16 protein-coding genes, 1 tRNA gene and 2 pseudogenes are annotated in these 14869 nt (G+C 62.3%); 2 read left to right on the forward strand and 17 right to left on the reverse strand.

Annotated features, from left to right (window positions below):
• A pseudogene (locus tag QN413_RS20780) lies at positions 1-625 on the reverse strand (hypothetical protein); the annotation flags it as partial.
• Positions 626-679: 54 nt separating this feature from the next.
• On the reverse strand, positions 680-3061 hold the full coding sequence (locus tag QN413_RS20785) for a UvrD-helicase domain-containing protein (protein ID WP_323498478.1): 2382 nt from the start codon (positions 3059-3061) through the stop codon (positions 680-682).
• Between the two features lie 211 nt (positions 3062-3272).
• Here QN413_RS20785 and QN413_RS20790 point away from each other — a divergent pair, with 211 nt between their 5' ends.
• The gene (locus QN413_RS20790; protein WP_323498479.1) at positions 3273-4253 is read left to right on the forward strand and encodes a GMP reductase; all 981 of its coding nucleotides are present in this window, start codon (positions 3273-3275) and stop codon (positions 4251-4253) included.
• A gap of 22 nt (positions 4254-4275) precedes the next feature.
• Here the strand turns inward: QN413_RS20790 and QN413_RS20795 are convergent, their stop codons facing one another.
• Positions 4276-5157 carry an alpha/beta hydrolase gene (locus QN413_RS20795; RefSeq protein ID WP_323498480.1) on the reverse strand — a complete coding sequence of 294 codons (882 nt, stop codon included), beginning with the start codon at positions 5155-5157 and terminating at the stop codon, positions 4276-4278.
• 43 nt (positions 5158-5200) lie between these two features.
• On the opposite strand from QN413_RS20795, the gene QN413_RS20800 reads away from it, so the two are divergent.
• Positions 5201-5276: transfer RNA gene (locus QN413_RS20800), tRNA-Ala, on the forward strand.
• A gap of 125 nt (positions 5277-5401) precedes the next feature.
• Here QN413_RS20800 and QN413_RS20805 read toward each other — a convergent pair.
• The 14 genes and pseudogenes from QN413_RS20805 to QN413_RS20865 form a co-directional block, all read right to left on the reverse strand.
• On the reverse strand, positions 5402-5623 hold the full coding sequence (locus QN413_RS20805; protein ID WP_323498481.1) for a hypothetical protein: 222 nt from the start codon (positions 5621-5623) through the stop codon (positions 5402-5404).
• An 898-nt stretch (positions 5624-6521) separates the two neighbouring features.
• On the reverse strand, positions 6522-7001 hold the full coding sequence (locus QN413_RS20810; protein ID WP_323498482.1) for an HK97-gp10 family putative phage morphogenesis protein: 480 nt from the start codon (positions 6999-7001) through the stop codon (positions 6522-6524).
• A 2-nt stretch (positions 7002-7003) separates the two neighbouring features.
• On the reverse strand, positions 7004-7420 hold the full coding sequence (locus QN413_RS20815; protein ID WP_323498483.1) for a hypothetical protein: 417 nt from the start codon (positions 7418-7420) through the stop codon (positions 7004-7006).
• Between the two features lie 3 nt (positions 7421-7423).
• Positions 7424-7546, reverse strand: a pseudogene (locus QN413_RS27385) (HGGxSTG domain-containing protein); the annotation flags it as partial.
• A gap of 13 nt (positions 7547-7559) precedes the next feature.
• Positions 7560-7898: a hypothetical protein gene (locus tag QN413_RS20820; RefSeq protein ID WP_323498484.1), complete on the reverse strand. Its 339-nt coding sequence runs from the start codon at positions 7896-7898 to the stop codon at positions 7560-7562.
• Positions 7898-9772 (reverse strand): hypothetical protein, encoded by a 1875-nt coding sequence (locus QN413_RS20825; RefSeq protein ID WP_323498485.1) that lies wholly within the window; start codon positions 9770-9772, stop codon positions 7898-7900. The genes QN413_RS20820 and QN413_RS20825 overlap by 1 nt, the downstream gene beginning before the upstream one ends.
• A gap of 10 nt (positions 9773-9782) precedes the next feature.
• Positions 9783-10109 carry a hypothetical protein gene (locus QN413_RS20830; protein ID WP_323498486.1) on the reverse strand — a complete coding sequence of 109 codons (327 nt, stop codon included), beginning with the start codon at positions 10107-10109 and terminating at the stop codon, positions 9783-9785.
• 18 nt (positions 10110-10127) lie between these two features.
• Entirely contained in the window at positions 10128-10649 is a 522-nt protein-coding gene (locus QN413_RS20835) for a hypothetical protein (RefSeq protein WP_323498487.1), read from the reverse strand.
• Positions 10649-10921 carry a hypothetical protein gene (locus QN413_RS20840; RefSeq protein WP_323498488.1) on the reverse strand — a complete coding sequence of 91 codons (273 nt, stop codon included), beginning with the start codon at positions 10919-10921 and terminating at the stop codon, positions 10649-10651. The genes QN413_RS20835 and QN413_RS20840 overlap by 1 nt, the downstream gene beginning before the upstream one ends.
• A gap of 267 nt (positions 10922-11188) precedes the next feature.
• Positions 11189-12610, reverse strand: a complete 1422-nt coding sequence (locus QN413_RS20845; protein WP_323498489.1) for a phage/plasmid primase, P4 family — start codon at positions 12608-12610, stop codon at positions 11189-11191.
• On the reverse strand, positions 12610-13437 hold the full coding sequence (locus QN413_RS20850; protein ID WP_323498490.1) for a toprim domain-containing protein: 828 nt from the start codon (positions 13435-13437) through the stop codon (positions 12610-12612). Before QN413_RS20850 ends, QN413_RS20845 begins: the two co-directional genes overlap by 1 nt.
• Positions 13434-13769: a helix-turn-helix domain-containing protein gene (locus QN413_RS20855; protein ID WP_323498491.1), complete on the reverse strand. Its 336-nt coding sequence runs from the start codon at positions 13767-13769 to the stop codon at positions 13434-13436. Before QN413_RS20855 ends, QN413_RS20850 begins: the two co-directional genes overlap by 4 nt.
• Positions 13762-13956: a hypothetical protein gene (locus QN413_RS20860; RefSeq protein WP_323498492.1), complete on the reverse strand. Its 195-nt coding sequence runs from the start codon at positions 13954-13956 to the stop codon at positions 13762-13764. Before QN413_RS20860 ends, QN413_RS20855 begins: the two co-directional genes overlap by 8 nt.
• A gap of 284 nt (positions 13957-14240) precedes the next feature.
• Complete coding sequence (locus tag QN413_RS20865; protein WP_323498493.1) at positions 14241-14735, reverse strand: hypothetical protein; 495 nt, start codon at positions 14733-14735, stop codon at positions 14241-14243.
• Positions 14736-14869 lie beyond the last annotated feature (134 nt).

Here is a 14869-nt window from a genome sequence, read left to right on the forward strand (position 1 = left end):
GTGGTGGGGCAGGTGGACGGGGCCGCGGGGACGGAGCCGGCGCGGTGATGCGAGGAACAGCCGGGATCGCTGGCGGCGACGGCACGACGCCGGACGGCATCACGGGAGTGACCACCGGCGGTGCTACGGCCGCTGTGACCTGGGCGGAGATCACCGGCTTCGCTTCAGGCACATGCACATGCACAGGCACAGGCACAGGGGCCAGGGTCGCAGCGGGCGTGGACTCCGTCGCCGCCGGCTTGACCGGCATCGAGATACGTCCAGCGCTATTCGCGGGCATCGCCGCGGCGACAGGCAGGCGCCGCGTCGGAAACGCGAACGCCGCTGTCGGCGGAGCGGCAAGCAGCGTAAGTGGCGCAGTCGAAGCTGAAGCCAGGCCCGTTTCCACTGCGACCAGTCGTCGCTCCAGCAAGTCGATTCGTCGCTGCAACGCGACGATGTCAGGTTCCGGCACCGGTCCGGCTTCGGACAGTGGCACCCCTGCCTTGCTTACCCTGCCCGTCTTGGCGACGAGCGGCAAAACGATCGCGCCGATCGCGCCGATGGCGCCGAGCACGAGTGCCGCGCCCATAGATTGAAAAACCGCACCGGCCAACAGCCCGGCTAGCAAACCGACAAACCACATCCCTGAACCTCGCTCTTTTTCGGCGAGTCTACGGTCGGCTCCTGAGGGGAAAGGCTAAACCGGCGTCAGCTTGGCCACCGATAGCGCCAACCATTTCACGCCGTGACGCGGAAAGTTGATCTGCGCACGCGCGTCGTCGCCGGTGCCTTCGAGGCCCAGCACGGTGCCCTCTCCAAACTTGTTGTGGAACACCTGCATACCCGAGCGCAGGCCGTGCGACGGCGCAGTCTTTTGCGGTGGCACCGGTGGGCTGGCGAACGAATCTTTCGAGAAGCCAGCGCCGCCGACCGGACGTGACGTCGCATAGCCGCCGCCATAGCCGAACGCCGATGGCGTAAAGCCCTGATTCTTCGGCGTAAGCCACTTCAACGCGCCTTCGGGCAGCTCATCGAAGAAGCGGCTCCTGACGTTGTAGCGCGTCTGGCCGTGCAGCATGCGCGTCTGTGAGTGGCTCAGGTACAGACGTTTGCGGGCCCGGGTGATCGCGACGTACGCCAGCCGGCGTTCTTCCTCGAGGCTCTCGTAGTCGTTCATCGAGTTTTCGTGCGGAAACAGGCCCTCTTCCATGCCGGTGATGAACACGCAATCGAACTCGAGGCCCTTGGCCGCATGAACCGTCATCAGTTGCACTGCGTCTTGGCCTGTCTTGGCCTGGTTGTCGCCGGACTCCAGCGCCGCGTGCGTGAGGAATGCGGCCAGCGGACTCAGCGTTTCGCCGGTTTCCGAATCGGGCGCCAGCGGCTCATCGATAACGGGCAAATTCGGGTCGAGCCCCTGGCTGACGAGCGACTGCCGCAGCTCGTCTATCGGCAGCGCCACCGCATCGCGGCCGAAGCCTTCCTGCGTGACGAAGCTCTCGGCCGCGTTCACCAGCTCTTCCAGATTCTCGATGCGGTCGGCGCCTTCGCGGTCGGCCTTGTAATGCTCGACAAGCCCGCTGTGGTCCAGCACCAGATCGATGATCTCGCGCAGGCTGATGCCTTGCGTCTGCTCGCGCAGCACGTCGATCTTGGCGACGAAGCCGGTCAGGTTGGAGCCGGCCTTGCCGGCCACTGCACCGACCGAGTCATGCATCGACTTGCCCGCTGCACGCGCCGCGTCCTGCAATTGCTCGATGGTGCGGGCACCGATGCCGCGGGGCGGAAAGTTGACGACGCGCAGAAAGCTGGTGTCGTCATCCTTGTTTTCGAGCAGTCGCAAATACGCCAGCGCATGCTTGATTTCGGCGCGTTCGAAAAATCGCAAGCCGCCGTAGACGCGGTACGGCACGGCCGCGTTGAAGAGCGCCGTTTCGATCACGCGACTCTGCGCATTGCTGCGGTAGAGCACCGCCATCTCTTTTCGGTCGAAGCCGTCGCGCACCAGTTGGCGCATCTCTTCGACCATCCATTGCGCCTCCGCGAAATCGCTGGTCGACTCGTACACGCGCACCGGCTCGCCGGGGCCTTGGTCTGTTCGCAGGTTCTTGCCGAGCCGCTTCTTGTTGTGGCTGATCAGCTCGTTGGCCGAGTCGAGGATGTTGCTGTAGCTGCGGTAGTTCTGCTCCAACTTGACCTGGTGCGCCACATGGAACTCGCGTACGAAATCGGCCATGTTGCCGACGCGCGCGCCGCGAAACGCATAGATGCTCTGGTCGTCGTCGCCCACTGCGATCACGCTGTTGTCGCCGGGGATGAAGGTGCCGTCGACGATGTTGCCCGACAGCATCTTGATCCACGCGTATTGCAGGCGGTTGGTGTCCTGAAACTCGTCGATCAGGATGTGCCGGAAGCGCCGCTGGTAGTGCTCGCGAATCGGATCGTTGTCGCGCAGCAGCTCGTAGCTGCGCAGCATGAGTTCGCCGAAATCGACCACGCCTTCGCGCTGGCACTGCTCTTCGTAGAGCTGATACAGCTCGACCTTCTTGCGGTCGTCGTCGCTGCGCACTTCGACATCGCGTGGGCGCAAGCCGTCTTCCTTGGCGCCGGCAATGAACCATTGCGTCTGCTTGGCCGGAAAGCGCTCGTCGTCGACCGCGTACTGCTTCATCAGCCGTTTGATGGCCGAAAGCTGGTCTTGCGTGTCGAGGATCTGAAACGTCGAGGGCAGGCCGGCCAGCTTCCAGTGCGCGCGCAACAAGCGGTTGCACAGCCCGTGAAAGGTGCCGATCCACATGCCGCGCACATTCACCGGCAGCATGGCCATCAGCCGCGCGGTCATTTCCTTGGCGGCCTTGTTGGTGAAGGTGACGGCCAGGATGCCGCCCGGCGACACCTGCCCCGTCTGAAGGAGCCAGGCGATGCGCGTGGTGAGAACGCGGGTCTTACCGGAGCCGGCGCCGGCCAGGATGAGGGCATTGCCGGCCGGCAGTGCCACGGCAGCGCGTTGCTCGGGGTTGAGGTGCTGGAGCAGCGGCGATTCCGCTGATTCGGAGGCAGTCGCGAGATCGATAAACATGCCCCGATTGTAGAAACCGCAGCGTGCGGTGGTTATATGAAATGCCATCGCCCCACGTCCAAACGACCGCGTAAACTCAGACACCGGGCCCAAGTTTTTTGCGCCCGGTTTTTTGTGGGCGCCTTATTGAGGCGGATGCTGCGAAAACCGGCCGGACCAAGCGCTCGTTCGTTATTTCAAACGACCTTCACAGGAGCTTGGGACCTTAGCTATGCAGATTTTCGACTACGACAACATCCTCTTGCTTCCGCGCAAATGCCGCGTGGAAAGCCGCTCGGAATGCGACGCCAGCGTCACTCTGGGCCCCCGCAGTTTCCGCATTCCGGTGGTCCCCGCCAACATGAAGACGGTGATCGACAAGACCATCAGCCTGTGGCTCGCCAAGAACGGTTACTTCTACGTGATGCACCGCTTCGACCTCGACAACGTGCACTTCGTGAAGCACATGCACGCGCAAGGCGTCTTCGCCTCGATTTCGCTGGGCGTGAAGAAGGCCGACTACGACACCGTCGACCTGCTGGCCGCTGAGGGTCTGGTGCCCGAATACATCACGATCGACATCGCGCACGGCCATGCCGACAGCGTGAAGAACATGATCGGCTACCTGAAGCAGAAGCTGCCGAAATCGTTCGTCATTGCAGGCAACGTCGGGACCCCCGAAGCGGTGATCGATCTGGAGAATTGGGGCGCTGACGCGACCAAGGTTGGCATTGGCCCGGGCAAGGTCTGCATCACCAAGCTCAAGACCGGCTTTGGCACCGGCGGCTGGCAACTGTCGGCGTTGAAGTGGTGCGCCCGCGTCGCGACGAAACCGATCATTGCCGACGGCGGGATTCGCGACCACGGCGACATCGCCAAGAGCGTTCGCTTCGGTGCATCGATGGTCATGATCGGCTCGCTGTTCGCCGGCCACGAAGAGTCGCCCGGCAAGACGGTCGAAGTCGACGGCGCGCTTTTCAAGGAGTACTACGGCTCGGCCAGCGACTACAACAAGGGCGAGTACAAACACGTCGAAGGCAAGCGCATCCTGGAGCCGATCAAGGGCAAGCTGGCCGACACCCTGATCGAGATGGAGCAGGACGTGCAGAGCTCCATAAGTTACTCGGGCGGGCAGAAGCTGATGGACATTCGCAAGGTCAACTACGTGACCCTGGGCGGCGGGGACAACGCGGGCGAACACCTGCTGATGTAGACCACGACCGCGGCGACACGGCTCACGCGCCCAGCAACCGCGATGCGTGCTGGTGCAGACGGTGAGTCGGGTCGATCAATGCATCGAGCACGCTGAAGTGATGCAGCCCCGGCAGGATGTCGCAGACCGGCACGGTGGCTTTGCCCCATGCGTCCTGAATTAGGCGCGCTTGCGAGGCGAATGCTTCGCTTTCATCACCGCCGGCCACGGCATACAGCGTGCGCGCCTTGGGCGCAGGAAACAGCGCCGGGCTTGCGCGCTGCGCATCGACTTCGTTCAGCCGCAGCGCGTCCATCAGGAACGGCGTGTGCTGAATCGGCCGAAGGTCGTGCACGCCGGAAATCGACAGGGCGTTTCGCACCAGGTTCGTCGGCAACTTGGCGGCGACCGCGCCCCACTCACACGCCAGCAGCGTCGCCGCCAGATGGCCGCCGGCCGAGTGCCCTGCCACGGTGATGCGCGACGGGTCGCCACCGTATTCGGCGATGTGCCGCCACGTCCATTCCAGCGCGCGCACCATGCACAAGACGATGTCCGGGATGCAGACGGGGCGATCCGGCGTGCCAGGGCAGAGCGGGTAGTTCGGCATCACGACGCATGCCCCTTCGCGCGTGAAGCTCGGCGCTATGAACGAGTGGCCGCTCTTGTCGAGCGAGCGCCAATAGCCGCCGTGGATGAAGACCAGGACCGGCGCGGAGGTCCTGGCATTCGCGTCTTCGGTTGCCGGAAAGATATCGAGCGTCTCGCGCGGCCCGTTGCCATAGGGCAAGTCCAGCGTGCAAGGCTCAATGGCTCGAACCTGCTCGGATTCGGTCGTCCAGCGCGCGAGGAATTCGGCATGATCGGGCACCAGCGCACGGTTGTTGTAGACACGATCGAGCCAGGCGGGGTCTTGCAAAGTCATGCGCAGATTCTGATCGATCGCAGTAGAATTTTTCTTGCTTGTTGGGGGGGTAGCTCAGCTGGGAGAGCGCCGCGTTCGCAATGCGGAGGTCGTGAGTTCGATCCTCATCCTCTCCACCAACTCTCTTGATTTCATGCGGGTTTCCAGAGCTTTCGATCCCCTTCCCACCTTTCAACCCACCTAAAGCCAAAATACGACTGTCGAGCCCTAGCATCGGCACCGGGTGCCGACCCTCAAAACCGTCTCAGTCATTCGGCGGAGGCGTCGCTCCCAGCTCTTTCATAAGCGCGAGCGCGGCCGCGCCGCTGTCTTCCAGTGGATGTTCACGGCAAAACTTCTCGATGTACGCGTCCAGCGACGAGATCTCGATGTCTTGCATGATCTGATGACGTTGGTTGTAAACGTTGTACGCCGACATATATCCGCGCACGAACGAAACGGCATATTGCCGCTGGTAGGCGAGCACGGGCTGCGCTAGATAGTCGCCGCAAGAGAGGACGTACTGAAACTTGAACGGCCGAGCGCTAGCGCAGATGGGGAGGCTGAGGCAAAGCGAAAGCGCAGCTGCAGCGAAGATCCTGGGGGCTGTCACCATTTTCTCTCCTCTTGATTTGAACTCAATCGTAGAGGACAAAGGCTTTGCTGCTCACGTTGCTTTGAAGCGCTCGCCGCTCACGATCCGCACCCGGTGCGGATCGTGGGTAGACAACCCTTAGCGTCGGTCCCGCCAGTTTAGTGTTCGCTGGTACTTCGTCACAGCCTGGTATGAGGTTCCGACCAGCCTCGCGCGCGGGCGATGTGTCACTTCAGCTGCCCTGTGCTGAATGTGTGGCGACGCAATCACTCGATCGATATCGCGGCCGTACGCGGCATCACTTTCGCGTCCGGGGCGTCCATGTCGGGCGCCGCCGCCAGAGCGCATTTACCGTGTCGACCTGTTTACTCGTCACGCGAAACAAGCGCGCCCAGAGCCCTCGCGCAGGGGGCTTCGCTGGTGCAGGTGCTCGGTCTTCGATGCTCATAAGGGTGCCGGCTTGGAAATGGATGAACTTCGTACGACGTCCCTTTCCGTGATGCAGGACGACGCACACGTCGCGAGCCAGACAACTCCACAACTCAGGGGAACAACGCCCTCGCACGATAAGAGGGCGCCAGCCCCTGCGTCCGGAACCCTTTGCGTAACCTTAGCGTCGCTGCGACCCTTGTGGAAACCTTGGGGTCCGCACCCGGTGCGGACCCTCCCGCGCTCAGGTCATGGGACGACAACCCTTGCCGTAACCTTGACGTCTTTCCTCTGCGTGGATTGGCTGGCCGTAACCCCGCACCTGGTGCGGAGTTAATTTAGCGGCGCATCCGTCTCCCTGTCAAAGCTTGAGGCGCTCACTGCCAACGATCTGCCCCGCGACGATTCCCTCGAACGTCGCCTCGCCAAGAATCTCCAGGATCTTCTCTTTGTTCCGCAACAGCGCCGGGACCATCACCGGCCGAGGCGGCATCTTGCTTGTCCCCAGCTCGTGATAGATCATCTTTTCGTCCGTGCTGCCGATGATTGCGGTCGAGCCCTCCACCTCGTGCCCGATGCTGTTGCGCAGCGCGCCCGTGGCCAGCAGCGGCGCGTCGGCGGGATAGCCGGCTGAGGCTTTCGCAGCCTCGGTGCTGTCAGCCAATGGCGCCCACGCATCGAACGGCCCGATCGCCGTTTGATAGGTGCCGATCTCTTCCTTGGCGGCCTCTTCGACGAGCCGGGCGCAGTGTTCAAGTGCACTGTGCTCGACGGCTCTCATTAAACCGGTTGCGCCGGCCAGGTGCGCCGCCAAGGCTGCCATCGATTCAAAGTTGCGCATGGTCAGAGCACCGGGTTCGGTGGTCCGGGCTCATCGCCGACACCACGCGTTAGATCGTTTCCGAAGTCGGGCACTTCCGCGCCGGTTCCCAGTGCGAGCCGCGTCTTCTCCAAGCTCTCGATGCGACCGATCAGCTTGTCGATGATGGCGTGATAGTCCCTGACCTTGCGTCTTCGGGACTCGCTCGGAACAGCAGCGCCGCCGCCATCGTTTTCCATGACCTCCTCAAGCTCGGGCTGGCCAGCCGCGGCAGCCTCCGCAGCGAGTGCGCGGCCGACCATGATCCGCGTCAGGCGCAATTCATGATCGACAGCGCCTAGGTTGAGCGAATCGTGCTCGACCTGTTCCTCAGGGCTCAGCCGCTTTCGATAGATGCCGTGCGACACGGCGTTGCTATTCCCCTCCGGAGCACCCGCCATGCCGCCGTGCTGCCGACAGCGGCCGTTCGCGCAGGTGAACCGGTTTGCACAAGGCACGCCAGAACGGGTCTTGGCCCCGCATGGCGGGCGGGCATGGGTTTGATTTTCAGATTCAGAGTTTTTCATGACAGTCTCCAATTCACCATGGCATCAGCATCAAGCCGTTGCGCTTCATGGTCGCCAGGCAATCAAGGCCATTGATTCGGCCCACGTAGTCGGAGACCAGCTCGTCAGAGCGACGAGCCTCCCCCAGCAGCCGCACGGCGTGCTTTTCGAACACCGTGCCGATCGCCTCCAATTCGGTGAGGCCGACCTTCATGGCCGCAAGCCCGAGAGTCGGAGCGCTCTCGCTGAGCGGATTACTCAACATGGTCGTGTTTGCCGCCTCCATGAGCGCCACCATCTTTTTGCCGTGCGCACTGATCTCGTCGAGTGCGGAACTGAAGGCCTGCAAATCGGCTTGTGTGCGGTACTTCATCATCCGCCCCGCGACATATCGAACTGGCGCAACGACATGCTGCCGTCGAAAGTACGCCCGCCCGTGCTCGGTCGCGAAAGTTCGCCGGCGATGTGCCGCGACGACGCCTCACCGACCTTGCGGCCGTCCATGGTCAAAGTCGTGTTCACCTGGATGGGTTGGTTCGTCCGGTGGCGAATGTTCGGATTGCCGAAAGCCGCACCGCCGCCGTTCTCACCGAAGCCGGCCGACTTGGCTTCGCCGCCCTTGGTCGGTCCTTCGATGGCGTTGATCGCGGCCTGTGCGTCCTTGGAACCGAAGAAAGCGAAGATGTGCGCGATGGCGCTGCCGATCTTGTCGGCTGCTTTGGTGCCTTCGATGCATGAGGAAATGAACGAGCCCACGGCATAGCCGCCGATCGCGGCAGCCAACAGGCCGACAGCAGGGCCGGCCCGCCCGAGAGCGCCGACCAACCCGCCACCCGCTCCGCCTGGTCCTCCAAGCACAGTACCGAGACCGCCGAAGCCGACTTTGAGAATCGTCAGCGCGCCACCAATGGCCATCGCACCTGAGAGAGCCGTGAAGCCCAGCACGAGACCCTTGGTCATATCCGGATTGGCGCGAGACCAAGCACCGAGACCATTCAAGCCTTTGGCCAACTGATTGAGCGCCGGCACCAGCACGGGCACCACGTTCATCATCAGAGAGGTCTCGAAGTTCACCCAACTCGCTGACAGTGCTCGTCGTGCCGTGGCCGGATCTTTGGTGATCGCCTGTTGGTAGGCGTCGGCCGGCGACATCACGCCTTCGATCAGCTTTTGATCCCGCTCGAAGTTTTTACGCTTGACGTAGTACTCGCCCAGGATCGAGCCGGCGAGTTGATTACCGCGCGTGGCTTCGTTGATGATCTGAAGCACGCGGGACTCGGTTTTTTCGAGCTTGTGCGCGGTCAGATACGCATCGATGCCTTCGAAGCGCTTCTTGGCCCACTCGAACGAATTGGACGCGGCGAGTTCGCTGTCTTTGAGCGGCCCGACCACCGTCCCGCGGCCGCTCGTCTTCAGTGCACCGCCTTCGCCGAGCCATCCGAGTTCGCTCAGAAGCGGCAGTGACTTGCGATTGACAAAACCCTGATTGGTGAAGCGGTAGAGCGCGGACATCATTGGCCCGACACCGCGCGAGCCACCGCCCCCGCCTGCCTTGCCGGCTGCCTCTTGCATCAACGTCGGGAGAACTTTGTAAGCGAAGTCATCGCTCATTGCGAACTTGGCTTGTCGCGAGTACTGAAACACGCTCTGGAATTGGTCGGGCGTGACGCGGCCTTGCGTGGCCATGATGACCCGCGTCATCAAGTCGGCCTGACGTTCGAGCTTGGCCTGGTCGCTGACTGCGCCACGCACGTCCAATGCCTTCGCAGCGCTGTACGCCAGATCGATCGACCCTGCGCTCAGTTTGTGCTCGCTCGACGCGGCGAGGATCGTCTGCATGCGCTGCATCATCGGAAGCAACGTGATCGCCTCGTTCATGTCACCTGTGACGTTCCGGAGGTCGAGGATTGACTTCAGATTGCCGGTGGCTGTCGTCGTCATGTTCTCGCCGGCAAGCTTCCACGCCGCAGCGGCAGACTGTGCGACCTCGACATGCGACATACCTGCCGTGTTCATGCGCAGAAGCTGCGAGGTGTACTCCTCTGCCGGCTTGATCATTGAAGTGACCATCTTCATGCCGGCAATGCCGGTGGTCGCCATCGCGCCGCCGAAAAGAAGCATCTTCTTGTTGAGGGCGCCGATCTCACCGTCGGCGCGCGACAGGTGCTGACTCAGCGCAGAAAAAATGACCGCCGCATTGCTCTGCACTTTCAGAGCAACGGCGACTTCCCAGGCTTGGAAACTCATGGCGTGCTCCTCAGACGGCGAAGCCGTAGCCAAGAGCCCACGTCACCCAGGCTTGCGGAATCTTCGCGATGCCGCTGGCCACGGGTGCGGTAGTGCCGTCGGGAAACGTGATCGTCGCGCCCCATGCGCCGACAGTAGGGACTGTCATGCGGACCACGCGAGCCGCTGGCCAGGGTTGGTTGGCCAACACGGTCCAGTTCAATCGAAGGCACAGATCGACGTCCTCGGGATTGACTGCGCCAATGCCGCCCACGAGGGAGACGCTGGCGCTGCTTGGAAGGGGAAGAGTCACGGTGCAGGTAGAGCCGAGGCCCGAGTTCATTTGGATAGTGGTCATGTCGTTCTCTCAAAAAATTTAATGCCAGTCGGCAACAAGACGGACGCATTCAGGTGCGGTGATCAGCATCGCGGTCGACGTATCGAGGACACGCTGCGCGGTGGCAATGACTTCGGGGCTCAAGGCCTTGCGGAAGTCGCGCATGGCTTGCAGGTAGTCCTCGCGTGCCTGATTCGCTGCGTTGATGGCAGCGACGTGCGTGTGAGCGCCGAGCACCGGATGACCGCCGCTCGTCATCAGTTCACGTTCGCGATCAAGGCCTGGAAGCGTCAGGTGTTGCAAGGTGCGGATCTTCTGGTACAGCTCGCCGGCTTCTTTTTGCAGTGCCATCTGCTTGTCGTAGTCAAAGAACTCGCCAGTGGCGCGCACTGCCTGCAGCTTCAGGTTGTGGGCTTGCTGCAGCTTGGTGAGGCGCGCCTCTGCTTGGCTGCGACGGTCGCCGATGTCTGTGATCAGCGTCTCCCAGGCCGTTGCATGCGCGTCTCTTCGCGCTTGTGCCGCGTCGAAGGTCGGGGCTTCTTGGTCAATCGTTTTGGTCATTACTTGGCTCCTTGAGCGGGTTGGTAGGTCGGCACGTTGCCGCGACGGATTTCGGCGCGGGCAGCGGCGTATTGCTGAGGCGTCATTTCTGTCGCGGAGGTTGGAATGGGCGCAGCGGGTGCGGGCGTGGTTTTGGTCATCGTTGTCCTTGGTGTGAAGTGCCGGATCGGCTGGGAAAACTGGCGCGCGTCGCTCCGACCGGCCTTGATGCGCGCGCTCAAGGCCAGGGTGCGGACGTTCGCAATCGAGTTGCTGCGATGGTTCTTGCTCATGCAATCACCGCGAAGCAGCACACCACCGCGTTCGGAAAGATGGGTATTTGGGTGGGATAGGCAGCGCGAGGGCTCAAAGCGAGCGTCAGGCCTAGAACCAAGGCGGAGAAGGGGACCGCCACAGCCGGCTCCGGTCGTGTCCGGGTCCGGCGGTCACCGTCTTTTTCCTCACTAGGGAGAGTAGGGACAGTCATCCCATTTAGACCGTATTGCGCGCGCGCGTGTAGACGTCCAAATGCTGGAACCCTCCCTACCCTCCCTAGTTGGTCAAAAACTCGCATGGAAGCGCCTCATTTCTTGTTCGGTGAGGCGAATGCCGGCATAGCGGACGACGCTGACTTTCTTCTTGAAGACGCCGGGCAAGGTCGTAAGCCGGGAGCCCCAAGTCGTCTGGCTTGGCGCGTGCTCGCCGCGAGCCTTCTTCCAGGCGCCGAAGCTGGCGTAGAGGTCCGAAGCTCGGCATTCCCCTTCGCGCTCGCAGCATTCGCTCATCCACAGCGCGAGGTCGTCGTGGTCAGCCATGTACTCGTGCGAGGCATCCCGAACGCTGGTCGGCACGCACAACCCGTCAGAGCTCCACTTGATGGCGCCCTCGACGATCCAGGCAAGGATGGCGGGCGCTTCAGCCTTGAGCTTGTCCAGCATGTACGGGTCGCGGTCGGCGCCCTTGAAGCTGGCATTGAACGGCACCAACAACATGCGCCGCGCCATGGCCGGGTCGCCACCGCGAAGACGTGGCTTGAAGTTGCCAACGATGACGTGCTTCTGGCTCATTGCGAACTCGAAAAAATCGCCGCGCATGAACCGGGCAGTTAGAACGCTGTCGCCGGTCAGTTCTTTAATCAGCGACTCATTGAAGAAGCTGCTCTCGTCGAGTTCGGAACTGACAGCCAGACGCTTGCCGCGAAGTTGTGCGAGTTCGGTCGGATGTCGATCGCCCTTGGACTGCATCAGCGCGCTCGCAGGCAGCTTCAACGCGTAGGTGCCACCCAACCACTGCACCAAGTCAATCAAGACGCTCTTGCCGTTCGCGCCGAGTCCGTAGAAGAAATGCACCACCTGTTCGCGGCGATCGCCAGTGAGCCAGTAGCCCATCGAGCGCTGCATGAACTCGATCAGCTCGGCATCCATGAACACTTGATCAAGAAATCGGTGCCAGGTAGGGCACGAGCCGGCCATGGGGGCAACGCGGGCGGCCTGTGTGACGTACTCTACGCCGCGTTTGCTTAGCGCACCGGTACGCAGGTTGACGATTCCGCCCGGCGTGTTGAGCACCATCGGGTCAGCGTCCCACGCAGTGGCCGGCACAACGATGCGCTGGTCGGTCTGCGCCAGCGACACGATGGCGTTGACTGTGCGGCCGGAGGCTATTTTCTTGCCCTCGCCGTCGTCGTCACATCGAAGGGCCGTCTCGGCTGCAATCTGTTTCGCCAGGCTGAAGCGCTTGAGCTTTTCGTCGCGGGTCCAGATCACGCCGTCGTCGACCATGTACCCGAGGCCGGGGCTCCAGCGATATTCGCTCTGCCCGCGGTCGACAAACTCCAACGCCATCGAAAGTTCGCTGAAGTCAGGCGGCATCACGTCGCCGATGACGTCGGGAAGGTCAGCGTCCATGTGATCGGCTTCATGCATCGGACGGGGCAACGATGTGGCGCGGGTGGCGAGTTGTTGAACGACATCGGCGGCCATCACGGAGCCCTCGCGAGATCGTTCAAGTCCCAGCCCACCTGCTCCGGAATGAGCACGCGAGCCTCACGGTCGGCGGCAGCCCAGCGATTGCCGCAGGCATAGGCGGCCTTGATGCCCGCTGGATCGTTGTCGCCGCCGACAAAGAGTTGCCGCACGCCTGCCAACACGGGGAAGCTGGTGAGGTTGCCGGCGTCGATCACGGACCATATTGCCTCTACTGCGTGGGCGAGGCTCAAGGCTGATTCGATGCCCTCCGCGATGCCCAGGACCGCGCCGACGTGCTCGTCAGGCCACAGACGAATGACGCCTTCAGCCTTGCGGTGGTCCTTAAGCAGCATGCGCGCTGGTTCGACGTCGGCCTTGTCGCCGTTCGGCTTGATCCAGGTCCGGTGCAAGCTCAACGGCTCGCGGGTGTGAACGTGCGTGATCAGTCCGACCAGCGCCGCACCGACATAGCCGCTCGGATGCTTCAGCTCCGGCAGCCAGCGCAGATGCGTGCCTTTCGGCGGCACGACACACGAACGAGCCTCAAGGTAGGCCAGTGCGGCGCCGGAAAGCGGCTTGGTGGCGCCCCACAGCGCGCGGCCCCAATCTGTGAGGGTGTTGTGCTTAAGCGCCGCTACGGGCCGGCAAACGGCCTTGCCGGGGCGCTGTGTTGCGCCACGGTCCGGACGGTTGGTTTCGACGAAGTTGCAGCGAAAGCAATGAGCCACGCCCTTGCCTTCGTCGTCGACCGTCACGCCCAACGCCTTGTCGCGGCCGTCGCGGTCGCATGCCGGGCAGCGTGTGCGGTAGTTTCCCACCGGGAAGTCGGACCAAGTGATCATTCCGCCGCCTCAAATTCATGAAGGACGTACAAAGCTGATCCGGAGTGGCTATAGCCGTCGCGATCAACCAGCGTCACGCGCACTGTCTGGATGTTGAAGCCGAACTTGTCGCGCAGCTCCTTGATGCGAGCGGGAGCCTGATAGCAGCCAAGCCGTCGAAGGTCGTAGCTGGTCTGCGGCCGCAAGCGGAGCGCTTCAATGATGCGGAGCCGTTGAGCTCTGCCCGCGGTGGACTTTGATCCCAAGATCGCGGTACGATCGTGCTGCTGATTTGTGATTTCGAGAGGCCCGTTGTTGACGCAGCGGGCTTTCTCATTTGGGGCGTTAAGCATTGCGCCCTCCGGTCATCTGGTCGATCCAGGCTTCGAGCGCATCGAGTGACGACAGCGCTTTAGTCAGTGACCACTTGGTCACGATGTACTCGGGCTGACCGCGGTCGTCTTTGAGGTTGTGGACCACAACACCGGACAGTGCAGCGCGGGCTTGCAGCGTGGTGAAGCGCTTGAGGTCGGCGCTCATGCGGAGACTCCGGCGAGGTACTCGCGAAGTGCGCCGACATTCCAGCGGGTACAGCCTTGGCCAATGGTGACCGGGCGGGGAATTTTGTTGAGTCGCGACCAGCGCCAGACGCTGGGGATAGAGCCGCCAAGCAAGGGGGCTACGACACGAACGTCGACGTGCGCAGAGTCCGGAAGACTATCGAAGCCAACCAGCGCTGCGGATCGCTGATTGGTATTTCCTGTGTGTTGCATCGCTTGCACCTATTTGATTTGGTGAAGCAATGGTCTTTCTGGCTCTGAAACTTAGCGCGCTAGGTTTGCCTTAAGTTTCATACGCAACGCCGAAGCCGAAACTCCGTACTTGGCTCTCATTCGCGACCTGGCATCGCGCTCACTGTTGCCTGCGGACATCTTCTCGTTAAGTTCTGCTCGGCACGCTTCAGCCGAAGGAAGCTTTCTGTCCCTTGGGCCCTTTGCAGCATTTGATCGGGTCTCTCTGTCGGTCTGTGCCTTCGCGGCCAACGGCGTGAGGGTGGAGGTGGTGTCGCGCTGCTCGAACTGCGCCATCCGTTCGCGCCAGATCGGCGATCGATTTCCGTTCTCGTCGAGGTGCTCTATCAGATAGCGCGCAAGAGCGAGCAGCTTGCTCTCAGACGGATGCTCCCGAAAGAGGCGCGCGCCCGCCGCTGTCGTCGATTTGACTGGCGATGCGAGGTCGTCGCCAAGCTCTACGAAGCGAACATCCTCGACAGCGGCGGCGTCAAAACCGAGGGCGCTCACAGCGATCCAATAGGGCATGGAACGCTGGATGATGAGTCGTACTTGTCTGTCCGCCCCCGCTTCGCAAATGAGGAACGCAGGCAATCGGTCCCGAACGCGTGATTGGCGTCGCTCAGTCATCGACAAACCCGTTAGTCACTTTCGTCTTTCGC

It is taken from the genome of Variovorax sp. LG9.2, assembly GCF_035018885.1.
Lineage (GTDB): Bacteria > Pseudomonadota > Gammaproteobacteria > Burkholderiales > Burkholderiaceae_C > Variovorax.

Coding starts and splice junctions, on each gene's coding strand:
- QN413_RS20785 (WP_323498478.1), bottom strand. CDS start 3,061: ATGTTTATCGATCTCGCGACTGCCTCCGAATCAGCGGAATCGCCGCTG.
- QN413_RS20790 (WP_323498479.1), top strand. CDS start 3,273: ATGCAGATTTTCGACTACGACAACATCCTCTTGCTTCCGCGCAAATGC.
- QN413_RS20795 (WP_323498480.1), bottom strand. CDS start 5,157: ATGACTTTGCAAGACCCCGCCTGGCTCGATCGTGTCTACAACAACCGT.
- QN413_RS20810 (WP_323498482.1), bottom strand. CDS start 7,001: ATGCGCAACTTTGAATCGATGGCAGCCTTGGCGGCGCACCTGGCCGGC.
- QN413_RS20815 (WP_323498483.1), bottom strand. CDS start 7,420: ATGGCGGGTGCTCCGGAGGGGAATAGCAACGCCGTGTCGCACGGCATC.
- QN413_RS20820 (WP_323498484.1), bottom strand. CDS start 7,898: ATGAAGTACCGCACACAAGCCGATTTGCAGGCCTTCAGTTCCGCACTC.
- QN413_RS20825 (WP_323498485.1), bottom strand. CDS start 9,772: ATGAGTTTCCAAGCCTGGGAAGTCGCCGTTGCTCTGAAAGTGCAGAGC.
- QN413_RS20830 (WP_323498486.1), bottom strand. CDS start 10,109: ATGACCACTATCCAAATGAACTCGGGCCTCGGCTCTACCTGCACCGTG.
- QN413_RS20835 (WP_323498487.1), bottom strand. CDS start 10,649: ATGACCAAAACGATTGACCAAGAAGCCCCGACCTTCGACGCGGCACAA.
- QN413_RS20840 (WP_323498488.1), bottom strand. CDS start 10,921: ATGAGCAAGAACCATCGCAGCAACTCGATTGCGAACGTCCGCACCCTG.
- QN413_RS20845 (WP_323498489.1), bottom strand. CDS start 12,610: ATGGCCGCCGATGTCGTTCAACAACTCGCCACCCGCGCCACATCGTTG.
- QN413_RS20850 (WP_323498490.1), bottom strand. CDS start 13,437: ATGATCACTTGGTCCGACTTCCCGGTGGGAAACTACCGCACACGCTGC.
- QN413_RS20855 (WP_323498491.1), bottom strand. CDS start 13,769: ATGCTTAACGCCCCAAATGAGAAAGCCCGCTGCGTCAACAACGGGCCT.
- QN413_RS20860 (WP_323498492.1), bottom strand. CDS start 13,956: ATGAGCGCCGACCTCAAGCGCTTCACCACGCTGCAAGCCCGCGCTGCA.
- QN413_RS20865 (WP_323498493.1), bottom strand. CDS start 14,735: ATGCCCTATTGGATCGCTGTGAGCGCCCTCGGTTTTGACGCCGCCGCT.